Source organism: Paraburkholderia sacchari, assembly GCF_000785435.2.
In the GTDB taxonomy this organism is placed as follows: Bacteria; Pseudomonadota; Gammaproteobacteria; order Burkholderiales; family Burkholderiaceae; genus Paraburkholderia; species Paraburkholderia sacchari.
Genome location: NZ_JTDB02000001.1, coordinates 1,407,807 through 1,420,227, shown reverse-complemented (window position 1 = coordinate 1,420,227; position 12,421 = coordinate 1,407,807). Strand labels below are relative to the sequence as shown.

Annotated in this window: 10 protein-coding genes and 1 pseudogene; 8 read left to right on the top strand and 3 right to left on the bottom strand. The window is 65.2% G+C overall.

Going from position 1 to position 12,421, the window contains the following annotated elements:
• Positions 1-30: 30 nt before the first annotated feature.
• Together NH14_RS06325 and hutG are read left to right on the top strand one after the other, a co-directional pair.
• The gene (locus tag NH14_RS06325) at positions 31-1,431 is read left to right on the top strand and encodes a formimidoylglutamate deiminase (protein WP_035529170.1); all 1,401 of its coding nucleotides are present in this window, start codon (positions 31-33) and stop codon (positions 1,429-1,431) included.
• Between the two features lie 50 nt (positions 1,432-1,481).
• Positions 1,482-2,291 carry an N-formylglutamate deformylase gene (hutG, locus tag NH14_RS06320; protein WP_035529168.1) on the top strand — a complete coding sequence of 270 codons (810 nt, stop codon included), beginning with the start codon at positions 1,482-1,484 and terminating at the stop codon, positions 2,289-2,291.
• Between the two features lie 135 nt (positions 2,292-2,426).
• Here hutG and NH14_RS06315 read toward each other — a convergent pair whose 3' ends face one another.
• Complete coding sequence (locus NH14_RS06315) at positions 2,427-3,323, bottom strand: LysR substrate-binding domain-containing protein (RefSeq protein ID WP_035529166.1); 897 nt, start codon at positions 3,321-3,323, stop codon at positions 2,427-2,429.
• A 113-nt stretch (positions 3,324-3,436) separates the two neighbouring features.
• On the opposite strand from NH14_RS06315, the gene NH14_RS06310 reads away from it, so the two are divergent.
• Positions 3,437-5,074 carry a gamma-glutamyltransferase family protein gene (locus tag NH14_RS06310; protein ID WP_035529163.1) on the top strand — a complete coding sequence of 546 codons (1,638 nt, stop codon included), beginning with the start codon at positions 3,437-3,439 and terminating at the stop codon, positions 5,072-5,074.
• Between the two features lie 31 nt (positions 5,075-5,105).
• Here NH14_RS06310 and NH14_RS06305 read toward each other — a convergent pair.
• A pseudogene (locus NH14_RS06305) lies at positions 5,106-5,411 on the bottom strand (NAD(P)-dependent oxidoreductase); the annotation flags it as partial.
• 226 nt (positions 5,412-5,637) lie between these two features.
• On the opposite strand from NH14_RS06305, the gene NH14_RS06300 reads away from it, so the two are divergent.
• From NH14_RS06300 to NH14_RS06285, 4 genes are all read left to right on the top strand, one after another.
• The gene (locus tag NH14_RS06300) at positions 5,638-6,828 is read left to right on the top strand and encodes a CaiB/BaiF CoA transferase family protein (RefSeq protein WP_035529157.1); all 1,191 of its coding nucleotides are present in this window, start codon (positions 5,638-5,640) and stop codon (positions 6,826-6,828) included.
• Between the two features lie 15 nt (positions 6,829-6,843).
• Positions 6,844-7,812 carry a hydroxymethylglutaryl-CoA lyase gene (locus tag NH14_RS06295; protein ID WP_035529154.1) on the top strand — a complete coding sequence of 323 codons (969 nt, stop codon included), beginning with the start codon at positions 6,844-6,846 and terminating at the stop codon, positions 7,810-7,812.
• Between the two features lie 10 nt (positions 7,813-7,822).
• On the top strand, positions 7,823-8,206 hold the full coding sequence (locus NH14_RS06290) for a VOC family protein (RefSeq protein WP_035529152.1): 384 nt from the start codon (positions 7,823-7,825) through the stop codon (positions 8,204-8,206).
• Positions 8,207-8,354: 148 nt separating this feature from the next.
• On the top strand, positions 8,355-9,263 hold the full coding sequence (locus NH14_RS06285) for a LysR family transcriptional regulator (RefSeq protein ID WP_035529150.1): 909 nt from the start codon (positions 8,355-8,357) through the stop codon (positions 9,261-9,263).
• A 76-nt stretch (positions 9,264-9,339) separates the two neighbouring features.
• Here NH14_RS06285 and NH14_RS06280 read toward each other — a convergent pair whose 3' ends face one another.
• Complete coding sequence (locus NH14_RS06280) at positions 9,340-10,788, bottom strand: MFS transporter (RefSeq protein ID WP_035529147.1); 1,449 nt, start codon at positions 10,786-10,788, stop codon at positions 9,340-9,342.
• Between the two features lie 338 nt (positions 10,789-11,126).
• On the opposite strand from NH14_RS06280, the gene NH14_RS06275 reads away from it, so the two are divergent.
• Positions 11,127-12,413: a TolC family protein gene (locus NH14_RS06275; RefSeq protein ID WP_084225641.1), complete on the top strand. Its 1,287-nt coding sequence runs from the start codon at positions 11,127-11,129 to the stop codon at positions 12,411-12,413.
• Positions 12,414-12,421 lie beyond the last annotated feature (8 nt).

Genomic DNA, 12,421 nt, shown 5'->3' with positions numbered 1-12,421 from the left:
TGAATTGAACCCATTAAGCAGGCATCGAACATGAATTCCAACTCACGCGCGCTGTTCGCGGCGCATGCCTGGCTGCCGCAAGGGTGGCGCCGCAACGTGCTGCTCGAATGGGATGCGGCGGGCAACCTCCAGCGCGTCCAGGCCGATCTTCCCGCTGCGCCCGCGGGCGTCGCGCAAGCCGCAGGCCCGGTTATGCCAGGCATGCCTAATCTTCACTCGCATGCATTCCAGCGCGCGATGGCCGGTCTCACCGAATACCGCGCGAACCCCACCGACAGCTTCTGGAGCTGGCGCGATCTGATGTATCGCTTCGCTGCGCGTATCACGCCGGACGATCTTGGCGCAATTGCGCGCTGGCTCTACGTGGAAATGCTCAAAGCCGGCTATACGTCAGTTTGCGAATTCCACTACGTGCATCACGCGCATGATGGGCAGCGCTATGCCCACCGGGCCGAGCTGGCCCAACGCGTGGTCGACGCCGCGGGCGAGACTGGCGTGGGTATGACCATGCTGCCGGTGCTCTATCAGTACAGCGGTTTCGGTTCGCGCGCGCCGCGCGACGATCAGCGCCGCTTCATCAATACGCCCGAGCAACTGCTCTCGATCATCGATGCCGTGCGCGGCGAGCGGCCCGAGCATGGCGCATTGCGCTATGGCGTGGCGCCGCATTCGCTGCGCGCGGTTTCGCAAGCGTCGCTGCGCACGCTGCTCGAAGGACTCGACGCGGCGCTGCCCGGTGCGCCCGTGCATATCCATATCGCCGAGCAAACCGCTGAAGTCGACGCATGCGTCGAGACCGAAGGCGCGCGCCCGGTGCAATGGCTGCTCGACCGCTTCGACGTGAACGCGCGCTGGTGCCTCGTGCACGCCACGCATGTGGATGCGCAGGAGACCCAGGCGCTCGCGAAGAGCGGCGCGGTGGCGGGGCTGTGCCTGACCACCGAGGCGAATCTCGGCGACGGCATTTTCCCGGCGCACGATTATCTCGACGCGCAGGGCGTGTTTGGCGTGGGCTCGGACAGCCATATCGGCGTGGACTGGCGCGCCGAATTGCGCCTGCTCGAATACGGGCAGCGTCTCGTGCGGCGCGAGCGCAACGTGCTGGCTGCGCCCCAGGCGGCGAACGTGGCGGACCGGCTGTTTGCCGCTGCGCTTGCGGGCGGTGCGCGCGCGGCAGGCCGCGCGGTGGGCGCGCTCGAAGCGGGCGCGCGCGCCGACTGGATCGTGCTCGACCCGCAGCATCCCGATCTCGCGGAAAAGACGCCGCAGACGTGGCTCTCTTCGGTCGTGTTCTGCGAGCATGGCGAAACGCCCGTGCTCGATGTCTACACGGCGGGCGAGAAAGTGGTCGAAGGCCGGCGTCATCGCGCGGAGGAGCGCCTTTACGCGGACTATCGCAAGACCCTTGCGCGCCTGCTAGCCGACGCATGAACGCTGGGCGCACAACAATGTGCGCCGTAATCCATTGAACGGACCGACTCATGACAGATCTCTACACCCTCGAGCGCGGCGACGCGCCGCTGCTCGTTTCGATCCCGCATCTGGGCACGTCCATCCCCGAGTCGCTGCGCGGCCAATATACGGATGTCGCCCTGAGCCTCGCCGATACCGACTGGCATCTCGACCGCCTCTATGCCTTCGCGAAGTCGCTGGGTGCGACGATTCTGGGCGCACGCGTCTCGCGCTATGTGATCGACCTGAACCGTCCGCCCAACGACGAGAGCCTGTATCCGGGCCAAACCACCACGTCGCTGTGCCCGACCGAAACGTTCCGCGGCGAGCCGCTCTACCGTGACGGCTGCGCGCCCGACGCCGCCGAGCGTCAGCGCCGCGTGGGAGCTTACTGGCAGCCGTATCACGACGCACTGCGCGCCGAGTTGCAGCGCCTGCGCAGCCAGCACGCGAACGTGCTGCTGTGGGAAGCGCACTCGATTGCGAGCGTGTTGCCGCGACTGTTCGAGAACAAGCTGCCCGACCTGAATATCGGCACGCAGGAAGGCCGCACCGCGCACGCATCGGTGCAGGCGCGCGTCGAGCAGGCTGCGGCAGGCAGCGGATACTCGTGGGTGGTGAACGGGCGCTTCAAGGGCGGCTATATCACGCGCCATTTCGGCGCGCCCGTTGACGGCGTGCATGCGGTTCAGCTCGAAATGTGCCAGTCCACCTATATGAACGAGCACGCTCCGTTCGACTACGCGCCGGCGCTTGCCGACAAGGTCGAGCCGGCGTTGCGAGAGATGGTGGGCGGCGCGCTCGACGCGGTAAAGGCACTGAACGCCGCGATGGCCTGAAGGCGAAAGTTGTGCGCAAAGAAAGCCGGCTCTGGATCATCGATCCAGAGCCGGCTTTTTCCTTTCGGAAATCCCGATTATCGTGCGCGCCGCAGCCTGTTTCGTTTCGTGGAAATGCTCGGCGCCAGCGCCGGGTCAGCGCAGCATATGCGCTAGCGTGTTGAACAGCAGCGTGCGCTTGTTCGACTTGCGATGAATCATGCCTACGCTGCGCATGAACGGCGGATTGCACAGCGGAATCAGCCGCAGGTTGGCATCGTCGTGCCAGTGGCCGTTATGGAGCACGGGCAGCACGCTCACGCCCACATCGTTGCGCACCAGCGAGACGATCGTTTCGATGGAATTGAGTTCGAGATATTCCTGCGGCTTGATGCCGAGTGTGCGCAAGGCGTCGTCGATCACGGCGCCCGTCGGCACACGGCGGTCGAAGCGCAGGAAGCTGCGTTCGCGCAGAATGCTGCGCACCTCGCCTCCCGTCCTGGCTCCCGCCTTGGCTCCTGTCTCACCGCCCGCGGTGGCGCGGCTCGTCACCAGCATGAGCGGCTCTTCATAAAGCGGCGTCCATGCGAGCGATTCGTGCAGCGCGCCGTCCGCATTGCCGACCACTACGGCGAGATCGACATCGCCTTCTTCCACCATGCGCGCGAGTTCCGTGGAGCGCGCCGAGGTGAGCCGCACTTCCAGCTCGGGATGTTCGGTCTTCAGATGCGCGACGGCGAGTGAGAGGGCGCCGATCACCGACACCACCGCGCCAACGATAACCGACCCGCGGATCGCGTCCTCGGCGCGGGCCGGCAACTCGTCGATCAGTTCGAGAATGCGCTCGACTTTCGCGCAGATTTCCCGGCCCTCGCGAGTCAGCGCGACCTGGCGCGCGCGGCGATCAAAGATCTGCCGGCCCAGCGCCTCTTCGAGCCCGCGCATCTGCAGGCTCACAGCCGCCTGCGTGAGCGCGGTCCGTTCCGCCGCGAGGGCGAACGAGCCGCTACGGGCCACGGCGTGCAGGGTACGCAGCATACGCAGGGAAAGCATGGAGAAAAATTTAAGTATCGAAAACAAAATATTAATATTTTTTTGCTCACGCCTTCAAGATAATCAACGCATCGGTATTCCCAACCTTTCTAATCTTTCCTGTCGATACCGCCATGACACGCTTTGACTGGCAGAACCCTTATCCGACGCCGCGCTTGCCGGTGTTCGCCCGCAACATCGTCTCGACCTCGCATCCGCTCGCCGCGCAGGCGGGGTTGCGCATGCTCTGGAAGGGCGGCAACGCCGTGGACGCCGCGATTGCGGCGGCGGCGGCCATCACCGTAGTCGAGCCGGTATCGTGCGGCCTGGGCGGCGACGCGTTCGCGCTCGTCTGGGACGGCGCCCAGCTGCACGGCCTGAATGCGTCGGGCACAGCACCCGCCGCCTGGAACCCCGATTACTTCCGGCGTAAGTACGGCGAGGAAAACGGCCTCGCGATGCAGCCCAAGCGCGGCTGGGATACCGTCACGGTGCCCGGCGTGATTGCAGGCTGGGAAGCGTTGCATGCGAAGTTCGGCTCGCTGCCGTTTGCCGATTTGATGGAGCCCGCTATCGAGATTGCCGAGCGCGGCTACGCGCTGGCGTCGATCGTCGCGCACAAATGGCACGCGGCCATTCCGGAACTGCGCGACCAGCCCGGTTTTGCAGAGACCTTCATGCCGCGCGGCCGCGCGCCCGAGATCAGCGAGCGCGTGTGCCTGCCGGGCCACGCGGCCACGCTGCGGCGGCTCGCTGAACTGGGCCCGCGCGCCTTCTACGAAGGGGAAATCGCCGAGCGCATTGCCGCGTTCGCCCGTGAAGGCGGCGCGGCGCTCACGCGCGACGACCTGCGCAACTATCGCGCGGATTGGGTGGAGCCGATCTCGAAGGAATATCGCGGCTATCGGATGCACGAGATTCCGCCCAACGGTCAGGGCATTGCCGCGCTCATCGCGCTGGGCATACTCGGACAGTTCGACGTGGCGTCGTTGCCGCGCGACGGCATCGAATCGCAGCATCTGCAGATCGAGGCCATGAAGCTCGCCTTCGCCGATGTCTATCGCTATGTCGCCGATCCGCGTTCGATGGACGTGACGCCCGAGCAGATGCTCGACGACACCTATCTCAAGGAGCGCGCGAAACTCATCGACCCGAAGCGCGCGACGCAATTCGACTTCGGCATGCCGAGATCGGGCGGCACGATCTATTTGTCCGCCGTCGATGAACGCGGCATGATGGTGAGCTTCATCCAGTCGAACTACATGGGCTTCGGCTCGGGCGTGGTGGTGCCGGGAACGGGAATCGCGCTGCAGAACCGCGGCTGCGGGTTCTCGATGGACCCGGTCTCGCCCAATGTCGTCGAGGGCGGCAAGCGTCCGTTCCACACCATCATTCCCGGGTTTCTCACGCAGCAGGTGGAGGGCCGCGAAGAGGCGGTCATGAGCTTCGGCGTGATGGGCGGCGACATGCAGCCGCAAGGCCATCTGCAGACGGTCGTGCGCATGCTCGACTACGGTCAGCAGCCGCAGGCCGCCTGCGATGCGCCGCGCTGGAAGGTGAATCGCGATTTCTCGGTCGATATCGAATCGACGCTCGATGCGCAGGTTGCAAAAGAGCTTGCGGCGCGCGGCCACGAGATCAAGAGCATCGACGATCCGTATATGGACTTCGGTTCCGGCCAGTTCATCTGGAAACTCGATCGCAACGATCCCGAGCGCGGCTACGTGGCGGCGAGCGATTCGCGCCGTGATGGGCTGGCCGCGGGGTTCTGATCGCGGCGGCTGATCGGCGAAGCCGAGCGGGTCAATACGGCCGCACGACATTGCGCGGCTGGCCCGCGTAAAAGCCGCTGATGTTGTCGATAAGTTGATCGGCGAGCGCTTGGGTCGCTTCCTCTCTGGCCCATGCCACATGGGGCGTGAGGATGAAGCCCGGGTGGGCGAGCAGCGTGTCGAGCGGCACGCGCTCTTCGCGCGCATCTGCGCTGCTCTGTTGATGCGTCTGTGCGCTGCGCGAGGCGAACAGCACGCGCAGTCCCAACGCGCGCCCCATGGCGGCCGTCGCACGGCCGAGCGCGCCCGCGCCGACGATGCCGAGCGTCGAGCCCGCTTGCAGGTCCACGTCGCCCGGCGCCGGTGCGGTTTGCCCATTGCGATACGCAACTTTCCGATACGGAAAATTGCCGTCCCTATTCTCGCGCCGCGCGCCCTGCGGCATGCTCGCAGGCCGCCCAGCCTTTCCATTTGATCAAGCCAGATTGAGCAAGCGTCGATTTTCAACGCACACGCTCCGCTTCATCATGACGTCCAGAGTCGAAACCCTTTTGGAGACAGTCATGTCACGTCCGCTCACCGGCATCCGCGTTCTGGAGCTTGGGCAACTCATTGCGGGACCGTTCGCGGGGAAAATGCTCGCCGAATTCGGCGCGAGCGTCATCAAGGTCGAGCCTCCGGGCACAGGCGACCCGTTGCGCAAATGGCGCCTGCTGCACGAGGGCACGTCGGTCTGGTGGGCCGCGCAATCGCGCAACAAGCAGTCGCTCACGCTCGACCTGCGCTCGCCCGAAGGGCAGGACGTGATCCGCCGTCTCGTATCGGAAACGGATGTGCTGATCGAGAATTTCCGCCCCGGCACGCTCGAGGGCTGGGGGCTCGGGTGGGAGGCGCTCAGCGCGATCAATCCGGGGCTGATCATGCTGCGCGTGTCCGGCTATGGACAGACCGGTCCTTATCGCGACCGGCCCGGCTTCGGCGTGGTGGCCGAGGCGATGGGCGGGCTGCGCCATCTGAGCGGCGAACCGGGGCGTACGCCGGTGCGCGTGGGCATTTCGATTGGCGATTCGCTTTCGGCGCTCCACGGCGTGATCGGCGTGCTGCTTGCCTTGCGCCATCGCGAGCAGCAAGGCGGCAAGGGGCAGGTCGTGGACGTGGCGCTCTACGAGTCCGTGTTCAACATGATGGAGAGCTTGCTGCCCGAATTTTCGGTCTTCGGCACGGTGCGGCAGCCCGCCGGCAGCAGCCTGCCAGGGATTGCGCCAAGCAACGCGTATCGCTGCAGCGACGGCAAGTACGCACTGATCGCGGGCAACGGCGACAGCATCTACCGTCGGCTGATGGAACTGATCGAGCGCCCGGACCTCGGCAACGACCCGGCGCTTGCGCACAACGACGGGCGCGTCGCGCAGGTCGAGCGCATCGACGCTGCCGTTGGCGATTGGTGCGCGCGCCACACGCTCGACGAGGTGCTGGCCGCGCTCAACGAAGCACGCATTCCGGCCGGGCGCATCTACGACGTGGCGGACATCGCGGCCGACCCTCACTACCATGCGCGCGAGATGATCGTCGAAGATACGCTGCCCGACGGCACCCCGGTCCGCGTACCCGGCATCGTGCCTAAGCTGAACGCCACGCCCGGCGTCATCGAGCACAGCGCCCCCTCGCTCGGCGCGCACACGGACTCGGTGCTCGAGTCCATCGGCGTGGATGCAGCCACGCGCGACGCATGGCGCGCGCGCGGGGTGATCTGAACAGAGGCGAATGTCATGACGAATCAGACGAAAAAACTGTATTTGAACGAAGTCGCCACGCGCGATGGTTTCCAGAACGAAACTGCGTTTATCGACACCGACGACAAGATCGCGCTCATCGATCGACTGAGCGCATGCGGTTACGCGAAGATCGAAGTGACCTCGTTTACCTCGCCCAAAGCGATACCGGCGCTGCGCGATGCCGAGGCGGTGATGCACGGCATCGCGAGGGCGCCGGGCGTCGTGTACACGGTGCTGGTGCCCAATGTGCGCGGCGCCGAGCGCGCGCTTTCGTGCAACGTCGGCGAGGTGAATCTCGTGATGTCGGTGAGCGAAAGCCACAATCGCTCGAATCTGCGCATGACGCGCGAGCAATCGTTCGTGCAACTGGCCGATGTGATCGGTGCCGTGCGCGGCTGCGGCGTGGCCATCAATGTGTCGCTTTCCACGGCGATGGGGTGTCCGATGGAGGGCGAGGTGCCCGCCGCGACCGTGCTCGAATGGATGCAGCGTTTCGCGGAGTTGGGCGTGAACGGCTTCACCCTCTGCGACACGACGGGCATGGCGCATCCGGCCCAGGTTCGCGCGCTGTGCGCGCGAGCGAGCGATGCATTCGGCGCACTGGAACTCACGCTGCATTTCCACAATACGCGCGGCATGGCGCTGGCGAACACGCTCGCTGCGCTCGATGCGGGCATCGTGCGCTTCGACGCATCGCTTGGCGGCCTGGGCGGATGCCCCTACGCACCGGGCGCGACCGGTAATGTCTGTACCGAAGAACTCGTCCACATGCTCGAACTCGATGGCTACGACACGGGCGTGGATCTTGCGGCGGTACTGGAAGCCGCTGCGCGCCTGCCGGGGCTGATCGGACACGACGTGCCGAGCCAGATTCTCAAGGCCGGCCGCCGCCTGGACCTTCATCCGCGGCCCGCCGGCGTGCCGGGCACGCGGGATATGCCGGCGCAGCGCGCATTTTCTTGAGGAGCGGAGCATGGCACTGATCGATCACCTCGACCATCTGGTGGTGACCTGCGTGGACCCCGAGGCCACAAAGCATTTCTACACCGAGGTGTTGCAGATGCAACTCGAGACCTTCGGCGCGGGCCGGATCGCGTTTCGCTTCGGCAACCAGAAGATCAATCTGCACGTGCGGGGCGCCGAATTCGAGCCGAAGGCGCATGTGCCGGCGCCGGGTGCGCTCGATCTGTGCTTCATTGCTGCGGTGCCGCTCGAAGACGTGATCGCGCATCTGCGCAAGGTCGACTGGCCGATCATTGAAGGGCCCGTCGAGCGCACGGGTGCGACGCAGAAGATACGCTCGGTCTCTGTGCGCGATCCCGATTTGAATCTCATCGAGATCTCGGAGCTGATCTGACGATCCGCTACACGGTGTTTCTGATCGGGGAATAACGCTTTCCGATTGCTCTCAGAAAGACGCGCCGTGTGCGCGTCTTTTTCTTTCACACGTGTCGTGAATGCCGCACAATGGCCTCTTCAAACAGCTTTCTTCCAGCGTTTACACCATGGTCAATCCGCTTCATTTCGATCTGCAGTCGCTGCGGGTCTTTCTGCTCGTCGCGGAGCATGGCAGTCTGACCAAAGCGGCCGAGCATGGACAGCTCACGCTTTCGGCGGTCAGCAAACGCATCGCGGAGCTCGAAAGCGTCACGGACTGCGCGCTCTTCATCCGCCGCGCGCGCGGCGTGGAGCTGACCCCGGCCGGGCTCGCATTGCTCGATCATGCGACCCGCGTCATCGACCAGGTCAACCGCATGGCCAATGAGATGGGCGACTACGCGGCCGGCTTGCGCGGGCACGTTCGCATGTGGGCAAATACGTCGGCGATCGTGCAGTTCCTGCCCGTCGATCTCGCGGGTTTCCTCAATGGGCATCCTGGCATCAAGGTAAGTCTCGAAGAGCGCCTGAGCCACGAGATCGTGGATGCGCTCGGCTCGGGCAAGGCCGACATCGGCGTGTTCGCGGACAACGTACCGGCCCCGGGAATCGAGCGGCGCCTGTACCGGCGCGACGAGTTGGTGTTGCTCGTGCCGCAGGGGCATCGTTTTGCACAGCGGGAGATCATCCGTTTCGCGGATACGCTCGACGAAGATTATGTAGGCCTGAGCGACGGCAGTTCGCTGCTCGCGCGCATGACCGACGCGGCGTTCGCCGTGGAGCGCTCGCTCAAGCTGCGCATTCAGGCCTCGAACTTCGACGGCGTGTGCCGCATGATCGAGGCAGGGCTCGGCATTGGCGTCTTGCCGCGCGATTCGGTGAGCGACGAGCGCGGCAAGATCGGTGTTTCCAAAGTGAAACTCAGCGACGCATGGGCGACGCGCACGCTCTGGGTCGGGATGAAGGCGGACAGTGCGCCAAGCTCCGATATCTTGAGTCTGTTCGATTACATGTCGGAGCGTGCCGGAAGCGCCTGACGCACAACAAGGACGCGGCCGCGCGAAGCGCGGCGCGGCCCATGATGCGACTGCGGCCTGGCGCCAGCATCGGGCATCAGACCGGATTGATCTCGTCCTGGCTGCGTCGAGTGGTGAGCGGCCCCAGCGTGCGCAGCGTGATGGCGACGATGGCAAGGGCCACCGAGATCACGCCGAACATCGCGAGCGCACCGTGCTGGTTGAGCACGGGCAGCAGGATGAACGGCAGGGCGCCGCTCACGACGCGCGAGAGCGAGTAGGTGCTGCCGATTGCCGTCGAGCGCACGCTGGCGGGAAAGATCTCCGCCTGGTAGACGTGGTAGGCGTTGCTGAACACATTCGACGCACAGGTGGTCAGGACGCCAAAGCTGATGATCAGGCCGATATGGCTGGAGTAGGCGAAGCCCAGGCCGCACAGGGCAATCGCCACCAGCGAGACGATCACGAGCGTGCGCCGCTCGATCCAGTTGAGCAGTGGCACCGAGAGCAGCGAGCCGATGGGGTAGCCGAGAAACGAGAGCGCGACGAAGAGCGTGCTGCCCGTCACGTCGAAGCCGCGGCTCTTCACCACCACGCCGGCGAGCGTGCCGAAACCGTAATAGCCGAAGCCCTGGAACAGGTGGAAGATGGTGAGCATCAGGTAGCGCTTGCCATACGGCGCGCGGCGCAGCAAGGCGATGCGCTCGCGCAGCAGCAGCGGGTGCTTGCGCTCGCCGGCCTGCGCAAAGGCGGCAGGCATGGCGATACCGGCGCTTTCTGCGAAGCGGCGCAGCGTGGCGTGCGCTTCCTCCACGCGCCCTTGCGCGAGCAGCCAGCGCGGGCTTTCCGGCAGGCGGTGCTTCACGGCTAGCACGAACACCGCGCCAAGACCACCGATCGCGAGAATCACGCGCCAGCCCGTAAGCGCGCCAGCGTGCAGCGGATTGAGCCAGACGGCGAGAAAGCCCACCAGCGGCACGGCCACATACGACGTGGTATAAGCCCACGCGGCAAGGCGGCCACGTCGATCTTTCGGCAGGATCTCGGAGAGGTAGCTGTCGGCGACCGGATAGATCGCCCCGACGCCCACGCCGGTGAGGAAGCGGCAGGCCACGAGCATGGCGGCGTTGACCGAGAACGCGCCGAACAGCGAGAACGCGCTGTACCAGACAAGTGTGAACAGAAACGCGCGGCGCCGGCCAATGCGGTCCGCGAGACTGCCGAGGCACAGCGAGCCGAAGAACATGCCGATGAACGCCGAGGCGAGCAGCAGCTTGAAAGCGGCGCTGTGACTGTCCAGGCCGTATTCGTTCTGCAGCGCCGAGCCGATCGAGCTGACGAGAAAGATCTCGTACATGTCGAAGAACAGGCCGATGCCCACGACCCACACTACGAAGCGATGCAGCGCGCCCACGGGCATTTCGTCCATGAAGTCGCTGAGTGTGATGGTTGCGCGCTCACCCGTTCCGCACCGGGCGGTGGCAGGCGCGGCGGGCGAGCTCTCGCGGGCTGCGGGGGCGCCCAGATCCAAAGGTTGGCTGTTCATCGTGTCTCCAGCTATAGGTATGCCGCGGCTAGCGGTGGGTCTTGTCTTCGACGCAGGGCCGACCAAAGCACTGCGCGGTGGGTGAGGTGCGCCGCATGAATCCCACAGGGACTGGGCGCTGAAAGCAAGTGTGGGAGATTTTCGCCAGTACGAAAATTGCGCATGCTTCAAGCATGCTTTCCTGGCGAGAAAGGCTGTCTGTGTTGAGGCTTGGGTTGAGGGCTGAGTTGAGGCCTGCGGCGGCTACGTGAGATGACAAAAATGTCATTTTCAAATCATGTTTGCATTGCAGCAGGACCGTAGCATCGGCGGCAGGTCATTTTCCATGAAATCCGCCCATGCATCCGCGCCACCTCATTGCCGCCGCGCTTCTTGCGCTGTGCTCTTCCGCGCACAGTCTGTCGCTCGCGGAACCTGTTTCGGCCGCGCAGAACACCCCGCCGGCGCTTTCGCTGGACGACGCGCTCGGCATTGCCGCCGCGAGTAATCCCGTGTTGCGCAGCGCCGTGGCCAGCACTAACGCGTCCAGCGGCGCCTTCATGCAGGCCGGCGCACGGCCGAACCCGAATCTCTCGCTGTTACAGGAAGGTTTGGGCGGGCCGGACCGCACCAGCACTGCCCTCGTCGAGCAGACGATCGAGCTGGGCGGCAAACGCCAGGCGCGGCTCGACGTCGCGTCGTATGGCCGCCAGGCGGCGCTGGCTTCGCTAGACGGGCAGGCGGCGCAGCTTCGCGCGGCAGTGATCACCGCGTTCTACGACATGCTCGCCGCGCAGCGCCAGATGCAGATGGCGCAGGAGTCGGCCGATATCGCGCTGCGCTCGGCGGATATGGCCGACAAGCGCGCCCGCGCCGGCAAGATCTCGCCCGTTGAATCGACCAAGGCGCGCGTGGCCGCCGCCGATGCGCAAATCGCGCTTGCCTCGGCGCGCACGCAGGCCGCGCTGGCGATGGAAAAGCTTGCGAACGTCACCGGAAGCCCGGAAGTGCGCAACCGCACCGTAACGGGCGATCTCGATGCGCTGCCCGAAATCGAGCCATTGCCGGCGTTGCAGTCGCGGCTCGACGAATCGCCTGCGTCGCGCGTCGCGCAGGCCGAAGTGCTGCGCAGCAATGCGCTCGTGAGCGTGCAGAAGGCGCGCCGCATTCCCGATATCACCGTCAGCGCCGGCATGAAGCGGGTCTGGACATCAGGTATTCCGGACAACCAGGCAGTAGTCGGGGTATCCATTCCGCTGCCGATCTTCGACACCAACAAAGGCGCGATTCTGGAGGCGTCACACAACGCCGAGAAGGCGAGCGCGGATCTCGACAGCGAAAAGGCGCGCCTGCAACTGGAGCTTGCGCAGTCGTGGTCGAGCTACGAGAACGCCGCGCAGGAAGGGCGCCGGCTCAAGGATGAGGTTCTGCCGGCCGCGAAGCAGACGCTGGACGCCATGCTGCGTGGATTCGAATTAGGCAAATTCAGCTTCCTCGACGTGCTCGACGCACAACGCACGCTGTTTCAGGCGCAGTCCCAATACGTAAAGGCGCTGAGCGCCGCCCATCAGGCCCATGCCGAAATCGGCCGACTCGTCGGCACGCCTCTCGTCGCGAATGGCAGTGGCGCGACCCGCTTGAACTGAAGGATCGA